This window comes from Alteriqipengyuania lutimaris (assembly GCF_003363135.1).
In the GTDB taxonomy this organism is placed as follows: domain Bacteria; phylum Pseudomonadota; class Alphaproteobacteria; order Sphingomonadales; family Sphingomonadaceae; genus Alteriqipengyuania; species Alteriqipengyuania lutimaris.
In genome coordinates, this window is sequence record NZ_QRBB01000001.1 from 1,227,494 (window position 1) to 1,243,071 (window position 15,578).

At 69.1% G+C, this 15,578-nt stretch carries 18 protein-coding genes; 13 read left to right on the forward strand and 5 right to left on the reverse strand.

Annotation, left to right across the window (positions count from 1 at the left end; genetic code table 11):
• Positions 1–46 precede the first annotated feature (46 nt).
• Positions 47–805, reverse strand: a complete 759-nt coding sequence (locus DL238_RS05995; RefSeq protein WP_115491431.1) for a zinc-ribbon domain-containing protein — start codon at positions 803–805, stop codon at positions 47–49.
• Between the two features lie 167 nt (positions 806–972).
• On the opposite strand from DL238_RS05995, the gene ftsE reads away from it, so the two are divergent.
• From ftsE to DL238_RS06015, 4 genes are read left to right on the forward strand one after another with little or no spacing between them, the layout of a single operon-like run.
• On the forward strand, positions 973–1,707 hold the full coding sequence (gene ftsE / locus DL238_RS06000; protein WP_115491432.1) for a cell division ATP-binding protein FtsE: 735 nt from the start codon (positions 973–975) through the stop codon (positions 1,705–1,707).
• Complete coding sequence (locus DL238_RS06005) at positions 1,704–2,633, forward strand: cell division protein FtsX (protein WP_115491433.1); 930 nt, start codon at positions 1,704–1,706, stop codon at positions 2,631–2,633. The genes ftsE and DL238_RS06005 overlap by 4 nt, the downstream gene beginning before the upstream one ends.
• Entirely contained in the window at positions 2,630–3,160 is a 531-nt protein-coding gene (locus DL238_RS06010; protein WP_181883842.1) for a YdcF family protein, read from the forward strand. Before DL238_RS06005 ends, DL238_RS06010 begins: the two co-directional genes overlap by 4 nt.
• Before the next feature lies 1 nt (position 3,161).
• A complete protein-coding gene (locus DL238_RS06015) occupies positions 3,162–3,833 on the forward strand; it encodes a lysophospholipid acyltransferase family protein (RefSeq protein WP_115491434.1) in 672 nt (223 codons plus the stop codon).
• Positions 3,834–3,866: 33 nt separating this feature from the next.
• On the opposite strand, the gene hisC is transcribed toward DL238_RS06015, so the two are convergent.
• On the reverse strand, positions 3,867–4,964 hold the full coding sequence (hisC, locus tag DL238_RS06020; RefSeq protein WP_115491435.1) for a histidinol-phosphate transaminase: 1,098 nt from the start codon (positions 4,962–4,964) through the stop codon (positions 3,867–3,869).
• A gap of 130 nt (positions 4,965–5,094) precedes the next feature.
• Between hisC and metX the strand changes: the two genes are divergently transcribed.
• Genes metX through metW form a run of 3 tightly spaced genes read left to right on the forward strand, consistent with a single transcriptional unit; the run spans position 5,095 to position 7,225 of the window.
• On the forward strand, positions 5,095–6,207 hold the full coding sequence (gene metX / locus DL238_RS06025) for a homoserine O-acetyltransferase MetX (RefSeq protein ID WP_115491436.1): 1,113 nt from the start codon (positions 5,095–5,097) through the stop codon (positions 6,205–6,207).
• Positions 6,204–6,626, forward strand: coding sequence for a GNAT family N-acetyltransferase (locus tag DL238_RS06030; protein WP_115491437.1), 423 nt, complete (start codon positions 6,204–6,206; stop codon positions 6,624–6,626). The genes metX and DL238_RS06030 overlap by 4 nt, the downstream gene beginning before the upstream one ends.
• Positions 6,623–7,225 (forward strand): methionine biosynthesis protein MetW, encoded by a 603-nt coding sequence (metW, locus tag DL238_RS06035; RefSeq protein WP_115491438.1) that lies wholly within the window; start codon positions 6,623–6,625, stop codon positions 7,223–7,225. The genes DL238_RS06030 and metW overlap by 4 nt, the downstream gene beginning before the upstream one ends.
• A gap of 42 nt (positions 7,226–7,267) precedes the next feature.
• Here metW and DL238_RS06040 read toward each other — a convergent pair whose 3' ends face one another.
• Entirely contained in the window at positions 7,268–7,648 is a 381-nt protein-coding gene (locus tag DL238_RS06040) for a VOC family protein (RefSeq protein WP_115491439.1), read from the reverse strand.
• A 113-nt stretch (positions 7,649–7,761) separates the two neighbouring features.
• Between DL238_RS06040 and bchI the strand changes: the two genes are divergently transcribed.
• Genes bchI through DL238_RS06060 form a run of 5 tightly spaced genes read left to right on the forward strand, consistent with a single transcriptional unit; the run spans position 7,762 to position 11,914 of the window.
• Positions 7,762–8,760 carry a magnesium chelatase ATPase subunit I gene (bchI, locus tag DL238_RS06045; RefSeq protein WP_115491440.1) on the forward strand — a complete coding sequence of 333 codons (999 nt, stop codon included), beginning with the start codon at positions 7,762–7,764 and terminating at the stop codon, positions 8,758–8,760.
• Entirely contained in the window at positions 8,760–10,454 is a 1,695-nt protein-coding gene (locus DL238_RS06050; protein ID WP_115491441.1) for a magnesium chelatase subunit D, read from the forward strand. Before bchI ends, DL238_RS06050 begins: the two co-directional genes overlap by 1 nt.
• A complete protein-coding gene (bchO, locus tag DL238_RS06055; protein WP_115491442.1) occupies positions 10,451–11,329 on the forward strand; it encodes an alpha/beta fold hydrolase BchO in 879 nt (292 codons plus the stop codon). Before DL238_RS06050 ends, bchO begins: the two co-directional genes overlap by 4 nt.
• 11 nt (positions 11,330–11,340) lie before the next feature.
• Positions 11,341–11,496, forward strand: a complete 156-nt coding sequence (locus DL238_RS16080; RefSeq protein WP_181883843.1) for a hypothetical protein — start codon at positions 11,341–11,343, stop codon at positions 11,494–11,496.
• On the forward strand, positions 11,486–11,914 hold the full coding sequence (locus DL238_RS06060) for a gamma-glutamylcyclotransferase family protein (protein WP_115491443.1): 429 nt from the start codon (positions 11,486–11,488) through the stop codon (positions 11,912–11,914). Before DL238_RS16080 ends, DL238_RS06060 begins: the two co-directional genes overlap by 11 nt.
• Positions 11,915–11,945: 31 nt before the next feature.
• Here DL238_RS06060 and DL238_RS06065 read toward each other — a convergent pair whose 3' ends face one another.
• Positions 11,946–12,851, reverse strand: coding sequence for a hydroxyneurosporene dehydrogenase (locus DL238_RS06065; RefSeq protein ID WP_325048446.1), 906 nt, complete (start codon positions 12,849–12,851; stop codon positions 11,946–11,948).
• Complete coding sequence (gene crtD, locus DL238_RS06070; RefSeq protein WP_115491444.1) at positions 12,785–14,371, reverse strand: 1-hydroxycarotenoid 3,4-desaturase CrtD; 1,587 nt, start codon at positions 14,369–14,371, stop codon at positions 12,785–12,787. Before crtD ends, DL238_RS06065 begins: the two co-directional genes overlap by 67 nt.
• A gap of 62 nt (positions 14,372–14,433) precedes the next feature.
• On the opposite strand from crtD, the gene DL238_RS06075 reads away from it, so the two are divergent.
• Positions 14,434–15,564: a methyltransferase gene (locus DL238_RS06075; protein ID WP_181883844.1), complete on the forward strand. Its 1,131-nt coding sequence runs from the start codon at positions 14,434–14,436 to the stop codon at positions 15,562–15,564.
• Positions 15,565–15,578: the final 14 nt, after the last annotated feature.

The following is a 15,578-nucleotide window of genomic DNA, read 5'->3' on the forward strand; positions in this document are numbered from 1 at the left end:
TTCACAATCTGGTACTAATCTCGACGAAGGCCATCGCCGCCGCGTGTCAGGACGGGCTCCAGCCGATCTCCGCGAAGCGCGCGGACTTGGGCAGGTCGGTGATCGCTTCGTTGATGCTGAGCGTCTCGCCCGGCTGTAGGCGGCCCTGCCGCGGCAGGATCTCCCAGTTGTAGACTTTGCGGTTGCGCGAATCGTACAGGACGATGAGGACCGGCGGCACCGGCCTCGTCTCGCGCCCGACATTCCTGATCTCGCCCGCCACGCCGAAATATTCGCTGCCGTCGGGCAGCGTGCGGCGATCCTGCTGGTCGGCGGGGAATTCGAGCACGAGGTCCGGCTCGTTCGTCGCGAAGGTCGGACGGCTGACGGGCACCCAGTCGGGCAGGCCGGCATAGCTCACCGCCGCGATCGTCCCGACCGAAATGACGGCGAACAGGCTGGCGGCCATGCCCCACATCTTCACCGGGTTGCGGCGCGGACGGAACGGCGGCTCCGCCGAGAATTGGGAGCGATCATCCGCCGGGGCGGGCTCTTCGCGCTCGCTCCCGCCGATCGGGGGTACGTCGTGCCATGGCTGGCGTTCAGGCTCGCGCTGTCCAGTCTCGCGCTGTCCAGTCTCGCTCCGGGCAGGCTCGGGCTCGGGCTTGCCCGATGCTTCCTTTTCCAGCGCTTCCAGATCGAGCTCCGTCCCTTCCTGGAACCAGCTATGGCGGCAGCGCGCGCAGCGCACCGTGCGCCCGTCCGCGCCGATGGCGCTATCGGGCACTGCGTAGCGGGTGTCACAGGCGGGGCATACGAGTATCATGGTGGCAAATATATTACGCCTCGCAAGCCAGGCAAAGCAAGCGCCCCGCCGGTGGACGCACGGGTTTTGCGCCTTTTGTCCACACTGGTTGCGTTCTATATCCTACACTGGATTAACCATGGGACGGGTCGGCAACAGCATGAAGCGCGCAATGAAAGGCGGCAGTGATGTCGGGAGGTGACGGGGAAGTCGCCTTCTTCGACAATGTCGGCTTGCGCTACGGAACCGGCAAGGAAGTCCTGACCGACGTCAGCTTCTCGCTGTGGCCGGGCAGTTTCTATTTCCTCACCGGGGCCAGCGGTGCGGGCAAGACCAGCCTGCTCAAGCTGCTCTATCTCGCGCAGCGCCCCTCGCGCGGGATCATCCGCATGTTCGGCAGCGACGTGATCACCCTGCCGCGCGCGCGCCTGCCGGGCTTCCGGCGGCGGCTGGGCGTCGTGTTCCAGGATTTCCGGCTGGTCGAGCATCTCTCCGCCTTCGACAACGTGGCCCTGCCGCTGCGCATCGCGGGCGTGGACGAGAGCGAGCTGGTCCAGCCCGTCTCCGACATGCTCGACTGGGTGGGGCTGGCCCACCGTGCCGAGGCGCGGCCCGAAACGCTTTCGGGCGGGGAGAAGCAGCGCGTGGCGATCGCCCGCGCCGTGATCGGCCGGCCGGACATGCTGCTGGCGGACGAACCGACCGGCAACGTCGATCCGGACATGGCGCTGAAACTGATGCGCCTGTTCGAATCGCTCAACCGGCTGGGGACGACGGTCATCGTCGCGACCCACGATGTGCACCTGCTGCAGAACGTGCGTTCATCGATGATCATGCGGCTCGACAAGGGGCGTCTGGCCGATCCGACGGGCGCGCTGCGCTACCCGCCGCGCAAGCCCGCGATGGCCGAGGCCGACCGGTGAGCGAGCCACCGCTGACCGACACTGCGCGCGGCGGCCATGCGTCGTTCGAAGGCGACAAGGCACAGGCGCTGATCCCGCAGGCGCGGCTGGCCGGGCCGATGCCGTGGGTGCTGGCGATCATGGTTGCGCTGACCGTGCTGGCGGCAGGCGCCGGGCTCTCGCTCGGCAATCTGGCGGGCGATGCGCGGTCCGAGCTTTCGGGCGGGGCGACCGTGCAGATCCTCCAGGCCGATCCGAACCAGCGGGCGGAGCAGGCGGCGGCGGCGCAGGAGGCGTTGCAGACGATGGATATCGTCGCGCAAAGCCGCCTCGTCCCGCAGGAAGAGCTCGACGCGCTGCTCGAGCCGTGGCTCGGCACCTCGGGCGATGCGGAGACCGTGCCCGTGCCCGCGCTGATCGACGTGCGGCTGGGCGGGCGCGCGGACGACCGGGCGATCGAGGCGCTGCGCGACCGGCTGGCGAATGTCGCGCCCGATGCGCGGGTCGATGCGCAGTCGTCGTGGCTGCAGCCGGTCTTCGGGGCGCTGGTGTCGCTGCAATATCTCGCGCTGGCACTGGTGCTGCTGCTGGCGGTGACGAGCGCGGCGGCGGTGTTCCTCGCGGCGAGGAGCGCGCTGGGCAACAACCGCGAAACGATCGCGATCGTGCACCTGCTGGGCGGCACCGACGGGCAGATCGCGCAGCTTTTCCAGCGGGCGATCCTGCGCGATTCGATCATCGGCGGTGTCGTCGGCCTCATTTTGGGACTTGCGGCGGTGCTCGGCCTCGGCTTCCAGTTCTCCGCCCTCGACAGCGGGATGATCGCGAGCGCCAGCCTCGACTGGATGGACTGGATAGTGATCGCGGCTATCCCCATTCTGGGCGTGGTGCTCGCGGTGACGACCGCGCGCTTCACGGTTCTGGCAGCGGTAAGGAAGATGCTGTGATCTGGCGTGTCGGCCTCGGTATTCTGCTCGTCTGGGCGCTCGGCTTCATCTGGTTCGCCGGATGGCTGCCGGGTCCTGCACCGATGGAGCGGACCGATGCGGTGATCGTGCCCACCGGCTCCGCCGGGCGGATCGAGCGCGGGCTGGAAGTGGTCCAGACCGACAGCGCCGAGCAGTTGCTGGTCACCGGCGTCGACCCCGAAGTGAAGCCGGGCGAGTTCGCCGCGCAGTTCGAAGTGCCCGACGATGTGATGGAATGCTGCGTCACGCTGGGCATGGCGGCGACCGATACGCGCGGCAATGCGCAGGAAACCACGCAGTGGGCGGAGGAGAACGGGATCGACAGCCTGCGCCTCGTCACCAGCGACTGGCACATGCGCCGCGCCTCGATCGAGCTGCGGCGCGAACTGCCCGACAATGTGAAGCTGGTGAAGGATGCGGTGCGCAGCGAGCCGAGCCTGTGGATGCTGTTCGTCGAATATCACAAGTGGCTGGTGAGCAGCACCGTGGGGCCCCTGTTCAGCTAGCATGAACCTGCTGCGCAGCCTCCTGTTCTACCTGGCGTTCTACAGCGGCACCTTCGTGCTGCTGCTGATCGCGCCCTTCCAGCGCAGGGCCGGGATGCGCCGCGTCGCGGGGGCCTGGAGCGGCCTGCATCGCTGGTGCGTGCGGCATATCCTGCGCATCCGGGTGATCCACGAAGGCGCACCGATCGACGGGCCCGCGCTCTATGCCATGCGGCACGAGAGCTTTTTCGAAGCGATCGACGCGCCGTGCGTGTTCGGCTGGCCGGTCATCTTCGCCAAACGCGAACTGCTCGAGCTTCCTGTATGGGGCAATGCCGCTGCCACCTACGGGATCATCCCGGTCGCCCGCGACGAGGGTGCAAAGGCACTGCGCGGCCTGATGCGCGCCGCGCGCGACGCGAAGGACGAGGGCCGGCCGTTCCTGATCTTTCCCGAAGGCACCCGCACGCCGCACGGGGAGGAGGCACCGATCGTCTCGGGCTTCGCGGGGCTCTACAAGCTGCTCGACCTGCCGGTGGTGCCGGTGGCGGTGAACAGCGGGCCGCTCTATCGCGGCTTCGTCAAGCAAACGGGCCAGATCACCTATCGCTTCGGCGAAGCGATTGCGCCCGGTCTCGACCGCAAGGAAGTGGAGCGGCAGGTGCGCGAGGCGATCAACGCGCTGAATGCGTGAACCTGTTCAAACTGCGGGATAGGCGGTTAGCGACTAAAGCCCCGCCTCGATCGCATCGCCGACGCGCGCCATGTCCTCCTCGCGCCCGATCGTGATCCGCAGCGCTTCGCCCAGACCCTGGCCCGGCAGGTGGCGCACCGCATAGCCCGCGTCCGCAATGGCATCGCGCACGCGCTCGGCCGTCGGCTGGTCGGGGAAGCGGACGAGCACGAAATTCGCCTCGCTCGGCACTGTAGCGATACCGCGATTGCCCAGCGCATCGAGCCGCGCGACGAAGACCTTGCGGAGACGGGCATTCTCCTCGCGCGAACGCTTCACGAAATCCTGATCGCCGAGCGCGGCGAGCGCGCCCGCCTGCGCCGCGCCGGTCACGTTGAACGGTCCGCGAATCCGGTTGAGCGCATCGACCAGATGCGGCGCGCCGGTCGCCCAGCCGACCCGCGCCGAAGCGAGGCCGTAGATTTTGGAGAAGGTCCGCGTGACCAGCACGTTCTCCGCCTCGCCCGCCAGCGCGAGGCCGGGTGCGCCCCCATCGGGCAGATATTCGGCATAGGCCTGGTCGAGCACGAAGAGCACATCGCGCGGCAGGCCCGCACGGAGCCGCGCGATTTCGTCGTGAGGCAAATAGGTGCCCGTGGGATTGTTCGGGTTGGCGATGAAGACGATGCGCGTCCGTTCCGTCACCGCTGCCAGCAGCGCATCGACATCCGCGCCGAAATCGCGCGCCGGCGCTTCGACGGGTACCGCGCCCACGCGCCGCGCCGCGATCGGATACACCGAGAACGAATATTGCGGCATCAGGACCTCGTCGCGGCCCTGCGCATCATGGCCGGCGAAGGCCTGCGCCGCGAGGTTGAGCAATTCGTCCGACCCGGTGCCGCACACGATCCGCGCAGGCTCGATCGCGTGGAGTTCGCCCAGCGCGGTGCGCAAGGCGATACTGTCGGGATCGGGATAGCGCGCGGTCTCGTGACGCCGCGTCATCGCCTCGCTGGCCGCGTCGCTGCAACCCAGCGGGTTCTCGTTCGCCGACAGCTTGATGAGCGCTCGCCCGTCCGCAGCCTTCGCCACGCCCGGCACATAGGGCGCGATGTCGAGGATGTAGGGTTTGGGTTGGGGTTTGTCTGTCATTGCGCGTTCAGGCCATAGAGAAATACAGGCCTTCGACAAGCTCGGGACGAGTGGTTAGAGGGAAGGCCTCAAACCCCGTTCGTGCTGAGCCTGTCGAAGCACTGTTTTCTCTTGTGGTCGAAGGCCGGTTTTGAACACGCCGCAGCAATCCCTGTCCCTAACCCTGACTCTGCCCGATCCGCTGCCGCTCGACAGCGGGGCGCAGCTGTCGCCCGTGACCATCGCTTACCAGCAATATGGCGAGCCGCGCGACGACGGCAGCAATGTCGTGCTGATCTTCCACGCGCTGACCGGCGACCAGTATGTCGCCAGCCCCCATCCCGCGACCGGCCGGCCGGGCTGGTGGGATCGCATGGTGGGGCCGGGCAAGCCGATCGACACCGACCGTTTCTGCGTGATCTGCGCCAATGTGATCGGCGGGTGCATGGGATCGACCGGGCCGACCAGCGCCGATCCTTCGGCCAGCGGCGATGGCACGCCCTACGGGCCGAACTTTCCGGTCGTGACCATTCACGACATGGTGCGCGGCATTGCCCGCCTGCTCGATGCGCTGGGGATCGACCGGGTTCATGCGGTGGTCGGCGGATCGATGGGCGGGATGCAGGCGCTCGCCTTCGCGTCCGACTTCCCCGAGCGGGCGGAGCGCGTGCTGGTGCTGGCGAGCGCGGCGCGCCAGTCGGCGCAGAACATCGCCTTTCACGAGGTCGGGCGACAGGCGATCATGGCGGACGCGAACTGGAACGGAGGCGACTACCACGACGGGCCGCAGCCCGACGCAGGCCTCGCGGTCGCGCGGATGGCGGCGCACATCACCTATCTTTCGGAAGCCGGCCTGACCGAGAAGTTCGGTCGGCGGCTGCAGGACCGGGATGCCAAGTCCTTCGGGTTCGAGGCGGATTTCCAGGTCGAATCCTACCTGCGCTATCAGGGCAGCGGCTTTACCCGGCGGTTCGACGCCAATTCCTACCTCTACATCACCCGCGCGATGGACTATTTCGATCTGGCGGAAAAGCACGGCGGGCGGCTGGCCGATGCCTTCGCGCACACCACCGCGCGCTTCTGCATCGTCAGCTTCGATACCGACTGGCTCTATCCGACCGAGGAAGGCCGCCACATCGTGCGCGCGCTGAACGCGGCGGGCGCGCCGGTCAGCTTCGTCGAGCTGTCGTCGCCATACGGCCACGACGGCTTCCTGCTTGATACGCCGGGTCTGGACGAGGTCGTGCGGGGGTTCGTGTCGTGACAGGCCTTCCCGAGGGGTACGAGCTGCGCGAAGGAGCCGACGCGCGGGCCGCACATGCCTACCTGACGCAGAGCTACTGGTCGCCGGGCATCGCGTTTGCAACGGTCGAGCGCGCGCTGGCCAACAGCCTGTGCGTATCCGCTCTGCACGCCGGTGCGCAGGTCGGCATGGCACGGGTCGTCACCGACCGCGCCACCTTCGCCTACCTCGCCGACGTCTACGTCATCGACGGGCATGGCGACAAAGGGCTGGCGAAGGCGATGGTCGGCTATCTTCAGCAGCATCCCGAATTGCAGGGCCTGCGCCGCTGGATGCTGGCGACCCGCGATGCGCACGGCCTGTACGAAGGGCTGGGCTGGCAGCGGCTTCCAGACCCGGACATCTTCATGCAGCGCCATTTCCCGGACATCTACCGATGAGCAAGCTTCCCGATCTGCGCCCCGATCTCGCGGCGATTGCAGGGACCATTCCGGATGGTTCGCGCGTGCTCGACATCGGCTGCGGGGAGGGCGCGCTGCTCGCCGCGCTGGCGGGGCACAAGAACGTTGATGCCCGCGGGCTGGAGATCGATCCCGAACGCGTCGCGGCCTGCGTGTCGCGCGGGCTTTCGGTCGTGCAGGGCGATGCCGAGGCCGATCTGGTGCACTATCCCGACGACGCGTTCGACTATGCGATCCTTGGCCAGACGATCCAGATGGTCGACCGGCCCGCAGACGTGCTCGACGAATTGCTGCGGGTGGGACGTGCCGCCTTCGTCAGCTTCCCCAACTTCGCGCACTGGCGGATGCGGGTCGCGCTCGGGCTGGGCGGGCGCATGCCGGTGACGCCCGCACTGCCGGAGAGCTGGCACGCGACCGGCAATATCCGCAACCTGACCGTGGTCGATTTCAAGGAATTGGTGGGCAATCGCGGCGCCCGGATCGAGCGCGCGTGGTATTTCGGCAAGGGCCGCGAGATCGGCGAATTCGGCGCGAACCTGCGCGCCGAATTCGCGCTCTTCCTGATCGGGCGGGGTTAACGCCGAAGACTCGCCCCTCTCACGAGGGACGAGTTACGGGCATCAACCCGGGCGGTGCATCGCGCAAATCTTGTTGCCCGCCGGATCGCGCAGGTAGGCAAGATAGAGCTTCATGCCCGCACCTTCGCGCAGGCCCGGCGGGTCTTCGATCGCGGTGCCGCCCGCCGCCAGCCCGGCCGCGTGCCATGCATTGGCCTGCTGCTCGCTCTCGGCCGCGAAGCCGATGGTCGAGCCATTGCCGCAGCTCGCGGGCTGCCCGTCGATCGGCTTGGTCAGCAGGAAAATACCGCCGTTGTGAATATACATCACCCGGCCCTTGGGATCGACCGAGCCTTCGCGCCCGCCCAGCGCCTTGAAGCATGCATCGTAGAAGGTCTTCGACGCCTCGATATCGTCGGCGCCGAGCATCACGTGACTGAACATTGGTTTCTCCCTGTGTGGTGTTTGTTTGCGCCAGCCCTAGCAGCGCGGGCGCATCGCACAATGCGGATCTAGGCCCTTGCCAGCGGGGACATGCTCCGACACTCTCCCGCCCGATGGCGCGTTTCCCTTTTTCCGCAATCGTCGGCCAGGACGAGATGAAGCAGGCGCTTCTGATCGCGGCGGTCGATGCGGGCGTGGGCGGGGTGATGGTGTTCGGCGATCGGGGGACGGGTAAGTCCACCGCCGCGCGCGCGCTTGCCAACCTGCTGCCGCCGATCAGCGCGATCCGCGACTGCCCCTACCAGTGTTCGAAGGAAGACCAGGCGCGCTACCCGGATGTGTGCGGCACCGGCCCGGTGCGCAAGCGCGCCGTGCCCTTCGTCGACCTGCCGCTGGGCGCGACCGAGGACCGCGTGCTCGGCGCGCTGGATCTGGAGCGCGCGCTGCGATCGGGCGAGAAGGCGTTCGAGCCGGGCCTGCTGGCGAAGGCGCATCGCGGCTTTCTCTATATCGACGAGATCAACCTGCTCGAGGATCACCTGGTCGACCTGCTGCTCGATGTCGCCGCCTCGGGCGAGAACGTGGTCGAGCGCGAGGGGCTTTCGGTCCGCCACCCCGCGCGCTTCGTGCTGATCGGCAGCGGCAATCCCGAAGAGGGCGAGCTGCGCCCGCAGCTGCTCGACCGGTTCGGGCTGTCGGTCGAAGTGCGCACCCCGCCCGATATCGAGACGCGGGTGGAGATCATGCGCCGCTGCGCGAAGCAGGAGGCCGACCCCGAAGGCTTCGCGCAAAGCTGGGCCGACGAGGAAGCCGAGGTGCTCGGGCGGATCGACCGCGGGCGCAAGCGGCTGGCGAAGGTCGCGGTGCCCGATGCGATGCTGACCAAGGCGGCCGAGCTGTGCATGGCGGTGGGGGCCGACGGGCTGCGCGGCGAGTTGACGCTGATGCGCGCGGCGCGGGCGCTTGCCGCGCTGGCGGGTGCGAAGACGCTGACCGAGGTGCATCTGGTCGCGGTGGCGCCCTCCGCGCTGCGGCATCGCCTGCGGCGCGAGGTGCTCGACGAGACCGGATCGACCGTGCGGATCGAGCGCGCGATCGCCGAAGTCTTCTGATGGCGCAGGCGGACCCAGCGCCGCCTGTCGACCCCGCGAAGGACGCGCTGCTCGCCCTGTCTCTGTTCCTCAGCGCGCCCGACCGCTTGCGCGGCATCAGCCTTCGCGGCGGAGGGCCGGTGCGCGATGCGCTGGTCGAGACGCTGCGTGGTGCGGGCGTGGCCGTGCGCCGAATGCCTTCGCATATCGACGACGAGCGGCTGCTGGGCGGCACCGATCTCGCCGCCAGCCTCGCCATCGGACGCAAGGTGCGTGCGCGCGGGCTGCTGGACGAGGTTGCGGGCGGCGTGCTGATCGCGCCGCTGGCCGAACGGATCGACGATGCGCTGGCCGGGCGGTTGTCGCAGGCTCTGGACGAAGGCGATGGCGGCTTCGGGCTGGTGCTGCTGGACGACGGCGCGGAGGACGAGGCACCGCCTGCCTCGCTGCTCGAACGGGTGGCGTTTCACTGCGACCTCGGCCCAGCTGCGACGATGCCGGGCGGATTGATGGCGGGCGATCCGGCAGCGGTCGCGCCGCTCGACGAGGAGACGCTTCATGCGCTCGCCGCGACGGCCACCGTGCTCGGCGTGGATTCGGTCCGGGCGTTGCGCTTCGCCGCGCTCGCCGCGCGGGGCCATGCGGCGCTGGAGGGGCGGACGGCGGTTGTCGCACAGGATATCGCCGCCGCCGCGCGGCTGGTGTTGGCCCCGCGCGCGACGCAGCTTCCCGCGCCGCCCGATGCGGACACCGACGACGCAGCGCCTCCTCCCGAACAGGGCGATGGCGCAGAACACGAAGACAGCGGCGATCCCGCCGACAGGCCGCTCGACGACGTGGTGCTCGATGCGGCTCTCGCCAGCATCCCGCCCGACCTGCTCGCGCGGCTGGCCGAGGGCAGGGTGCGGCGCGGCGGCGGCGCGGGCGGCGGGGGCAAACGGCAGCTCTCCGGCCAGCGCGGCAGACCGCTTGGCGCACGCCCCGGCCGCCCGCGCGGCGGCGCGCGGCTGGCGTTGGTCGATACGCTGCGCGCGGCGGTGCCGTGGCAGGAGGTGCGGCAGCAGGAGATTGCGCATGACGGCGGGCGCAATGGCCTCGTCATCCGCACGTCGGACCTGCGCGTACGCCGCTACGAGGAGCGGTCGGGACGCGTCACCATCTTCTGCGTCGACGCCTCGGGATCGGCGGCGGCGGCGCGGCTGGCCGAGGCCAAGGGCGCGGTCGAGCTGATGCTCGCGCAGGCCTACGTCACGCGCAGCGAAGTCGCGCTGGTCGCCTTCCGGGGCGAGGGGGCCGAGCTGCTCCTGCCACCCACGCGCTCGCTCACCCGCGCGCGTCGCACGCTCGCCGCGATGCCGGGCGGGGGCGGCACGCCGCTTGCGCTGGGGCTGACGGCGGGGCGCGAGACGGCGGAGGCGGTCGCGGCCCGGGGCAAGACGCCGCACCTCGTGATCCTGACCGACGGTCGCGCGAATATCGACGCGGAGGGCAAGGGCGGCCGCGCACAGGCGAAGGAGGATGCGCTCGCCGCCGCCCGCGCCATCGCCGCGCGCGGTTTCGACGCGCTGGTGGTCGACATTTCCGCGCGCACCGCGCCCGAGGCGGGCGAGCTTGCCCACGCGATGCAGGCACGCTTCCTCGCGCTGCCGATGGCCGATGCGGCCAAGCTCCACGCGGCGGTCAAGGCTGCCAGTCCGCAGGCGCGTGCAGCATGAGCGAGCCGCTGAACTGGGAGCGCGACGGACGCCACTGGCCGCATCGCGAGGCGAGCCGCTTCGTCGAAAGCGGCGGCATTCGCTGGCACGTGCAGGAGATTGGCGACGGTCCGTCCATCCTGCTGCTGCACGGCACCGGCGCCTCCTCCCATTCGTGGCGGGACGTCATGCCCGCGCTGGCGGACCGCTACAGGCTCGTCGCGCCCGACCTGCCGGGTCATGCCTTTACCGGCGGCATGCGCGATGCGCAGATGACGCTGCCGGGAATGGCCGAGGCGGTGATGCAGCTCGTCGAGACGATGGACATCGCTCCGCACGCGATCATCGGCCATTCGGCGGGCGCCGCCATCGCGCTGCGGATGGCGCAGGAGCGTTTCCCGGAGACGCCGATCATCGGCCTCAACCCCGCGCTCGCGCCGTTCCCGTGGCCCGCGACGCAGGTCTTCCCCGCCATGGCGCGGCTGCTCGCGCTCAACCCCTTCGTGCCCAAGGTGTTCTCGGGGATAGCGCGGATCGCGGGCGATGCCGACGGCTTCCTCACCCGCTCCACCGGATCGAGGATCGATCGCGCGGGTGCGCGCTGCTACGCCACCCTGATGGGCAACAGCCGCCATGCGCGCGGCGCACTGGCGATGATGGCCAACTGGGATCTGGAGCCGCTCGCGCGCGCGCTGCCCGAGATCGCCAATCCGGTCCTGCTGATCCACTCGGATCGCGACGAGGCGATCCCGCTCGACAGTGTGGAAAAGGCCGCGCGGCAGCTGCCCGATGCCAGACTGGAAGTGCTGCCGGGGCTGGGCCATCTCGCCCACGAGGAACGCCCCGATCTGGTGGCGGAGCTGATCGCCACGTTCCTCGCCGAACGCGAAAGCTGAGAGGGAGCACGATGGGAAGCCTGGGCTGGATCGAGATCGTCTTCATGGTCGCCGCGCTCGGCTTCGGCATCTGGCAATATATCTCGGTCAGCCGCGAGATCGAGCGTGACAGGGTCGAGCAGGGCAAGGTCGAGCGGGAGGAGCGGGAGGGGCGCAATGGGCGCTGACGCCGCCGCCCCTCACACCGATCCGCTCGTCTTCCTCTACGGTATCCTGCAGCAGGGGGAGGAGGGCTATCGCGAGCTCGACCTGGCGAAGAGCCTGCAGCTCGTCGGGCCCGACGATGTGCGCGGAGTGCTTTACGACCTCGGCGATTATCCGGGTTACAAGACCGGCGGCACGGGGCGCGGCACGGGGCACGTTAGGGGCCAGCTGCACGCGGTGAAGCGCCTGTCCGTCCTCCCGCAGCTCGACGCGTACGAGCTCTACGACCCCGCCGATCCCACCAATTCGGACTATCTACGCAAGCGCGTCACGACGCTGTCGGGCCGCGAGGCGTGGATCTACGAATATAACCGCGATGTCGGCGATGCGCCGATCATCGCGAGCGGCAGCTGGAAGGAACGGCGCGCGTCCGGCAACTGACCGGGCGAGGGCCGAACCCAGGCTCGCCGTGTCAGCCCGCCGCCCTTGGCATCCGGTAGGGCAGCATGAACTGGACCACCGGCGATGCGAAGCGCCGCAGGTCGAGGCTTTCCTGCACCGCCACCACCTGCTCTCCGAAAAGGCGCGAGGCGAGCGTGGAGCGGGCGTAGAAGGGCGAATCCTCCCAGGTCCTGATGACGCTCGCATGGCCGCGATCGCCGCGCGTCCTGCGCTCCATCTGCCACGCCGTGTTGGGCAGCGGCGCGGTCAGCGGCAGCTCGACCTGTTGCGGCAGGCCATAGCAGTCGAAGCGCAGCGCGCTGGCGAAATGCGATCCGTCGGACCGCCGCCCCTCGTAACAGACCACCGCTCCTTCCTTCAGGTGCGCGCGCGACCAGTGCCAGACGTCGAAGCCTTCCTCGAGCGACTCGGAGCCGAAATTGGAATCGAGATAGGCGCGCCCCGTCCAGCTGAGATCGGGCTCAAGCATATCGACCTCAATGCGCGCACGCGGCGCAAGGCAGTGCCAGTGGTGCTTTCCCTGCGGATCGAGCGCGAAGCCCACGGGGTTGAGCGCCTCGGGGATCACGCGGATGGTCCCACGAACCGCGCGCTGCCACGGAATGCCGAGCCGCTTGTCGCGCTCCTCGATATCGATCTCCAGCGCATCGCCCGTCCAGCGCACCGCGCTCGGCCCGATGGCGAGCGTATCGCGCTCGCGGGCTACGTTCCCGCGCCCGCGCTCGGTCATCGCCCAGCGTGCCTTCGGGCCGTACAGCGCCACGTTGAGCGCCGCATGGTCGATCGGATCGCCGCGCCCGCTCGCCTTGTAATAGGGGGAGAAGACGCTGCCGAGGAAGGCGATGATCGTCAGGCCGTGGCGCCCGTCTCCACTGATCGCGTCGACATACCACCAGCCGTAGCCGCCGGGCGGAATGTCCGCATCGAAGCGAGGCGTTCCATCGCCGCGCGCGCCCCGGTCCGCCCGGACAAGGCGGCCATCGGCACGCCCGCGCCGGGATGGGTGCTCCCCCCGACGCAATAGAGCCCAGGGATCCGCGTGCTCGCGCCCTGGCGCAGGAAGGACGCCGCCCATCCGTGCGAGGCCCGTCCATAAAGGGCCCCACCCGTCGAGGGGAACAGCGCTTCGAAATCCGCCGGAGTGACGAGGCGATGCGGAAACTGCGGCTCCAGCTCCAGTCCGCATCGGGCGAGGCTGCGCGTCATGGCCTGCGTGCATTGGTCGAGCTCCTTCTGGGTGAATTCGTGGGTGTCGCCATTGGCGGGCGCGTTGACGATGATCTGGAAGCGTTCGCGGCCGGCTGGCGCGGACTCTGGGGCGGGGGCTGGCGCGGCGTCGTCGGCAAGCGGGTCGCGGTCCTGCGCGCACAGGTAGACCGACGGATCGGCGACCTGTTCGCCGCGCCGGAGCTGCGCGAATTCCGCGCGGTAGTCGGGCGAGAAGAACACGTTGTGGCGCGAGAGCGCGAAGCCCTGCGTCTTCGCGTGACCGAGCCACACCAGCGCGGACAGCGATCGGCGGGAGCGCGGCGTGCGTCCAACCGCGCTGCGTGCCTCCTCGCCGAAGCGCCCGCTGGCGAGTGCGGCGGGATCGGCGTTGCACAGCACCGCGTCGGCTGCGATCCGCTCGCCATGATCGAGGATGACGCCGGTCGCGCCGCGCGGTCCGGCCTCGATCCGGGCCACCCCTTCGCCGAGCCGGAACCGCGCGCCGTTCTTCTCCGCGAGGGTTTTGAGCGCCTCGGCCAGCGCGCTCATTCCGCCCTCGATCAGCCACACGCCCTTCGCCTCGACATGCGCGATCAGCATCAGCGTGGCGGGCGAGTCGAAGGGGGAAGAGCCGCAATAGGTGCTGTAGCGGCCGAACAGCTGGCGCAGGCGCTCGTCGCGGAAATGCGCGCCGAGCACCTTCCACAGGCTCTCGTAAGGGCGGATCGCGGCAAGATCGCCGAAGCGGGTGAGGCCGATGCGCTGCATCAGCGGGAGCGGCCAGTACACCTTCTCCTGTCGCAGCAGGCTTTCATCGAGGATATTGTAGATTCGCCGCGCCTCGGTCCTGAAGCTGCGATAGCCGCGCGCGGCCTCGGCTCCGGCGAAGTCGCCGATCGCCTCCTCGCTGCGCATCGGATCGGCGAAGAGGTCGAGCCGCTCGCTCTTGGACCAGGCATGGCGCGCGATGACCGGGGCGGGGCGGATGGCGAGCGCGGAGCGCAGATCGCCGCCGCAGCTTGCGAAAATCTCCTCGAACACATCGTGCATCGTAAAGACGGTGGGGCCCGCATCGATTCGCTGCCCGTCGACGCAGAGCTGGCGCGCCTTGCCGCCGACCGATGCTTCCTTCTCGATCACCGTGACGTCGTGGCCACGCGCGGCGAGGAGGGCTGCGCTGACCAGCCCGCCGATTCCGGCTCCGATCACGACGGCGGCTCCGCTCATCCTCGCGCCTCCTCTCCGAAGCGATTGCTATTTACAGCACGAGTGTCCAATCAAGTGGACATATGTTGGATCGTCAAGCGCAAAACACGCAACACCCCGATGGCTGGCGCATCCGGATGGTCGGCTGGCGCAACCGGATCCTCGGCAATCCGGGCTTCCAGCGCTGGGCAGCGGCGAGCCCTTTTCTGCGTCCCGTTGCGAGGGCGCGTGCGGGGGCTCTGTTCGACCTTGTGGCCGGGTTCGCCTACTCTCAGGTGCTGTTGAGTGCGGTTGAGAGCGGTTGTGTGGAACGGCTGGCTGCGGGGCCGTGCTCGACCTCGGAAATGGCGCGGATCGCAGGGCTTTCGCAGAATGCGGCCGAGCGTCTGCTGCGCGCCGCGGCGGCGATCGGGATCGCGCAGGAGGTTGCGCGACAGGGCGGGGAGGCCTGGTGGATGCTGGGCCGCCACGGCGCGGCGCTGCACGGCAACGAGGGTGCGCTGGCGATGATCCGGCATCACCGCCTGCTCTACGCCGACCTTGCCGATCCGCTCGCGCTGCTACGCCAGGATCGCGCCGAACCGACGCATTTGTCGCGTTTCTGGACCTATGCGGCGGAAGGCGCGGAGGGTGACGCAAACGCCTATTCGCAGCTGATGGCGGCCTCGCAGGCGCCGGTGGTCGAGCAGGTGCTGGCCGCCTGCGACCTCTCCCGCCACGACTCGCTGCTCGATGTCGGCGGCGGGCATGGCGCCTTTCTGCGCGGCGTGGCGCAGGCCTGTCCGAAGCTCCGGCTCGGCCTGTTCGACCTGCCCGAAGTGATCGAGAGCGCGCACGAGTCGCTGGGTGAGTCGGTCGCGCTCCACCAAGGGAGCTTTTTCGACGACGATCTGCCGCGCGGCTACGACTGCAGCTCGCTGGTGCGGATCCTGCACGACCACGACGACGCGCCCGCCATGCGCCTGCTCGCGAATATCCGTCGCTCGCTGGAGCCTGGCGGAACGTTGCTGATCGCCGAGCCGATGGCCGCGACTCGCGGGGCGGAGGCGATGGGCGATGCCTATTTCGGCCTCTACCTGTGGGCCATGCGCTCCGGCCGGCCCCGCAGCGCGCGCGAGATCCAAACCATGCTGCGCGAGGCGGGCTTTGCAAGCAGCCGGAGCATTGCGACTCGTCAGCCGCTCATCACCTCGCTGATCGTCGCGCGCACCTGACCTGCCCGCGCATT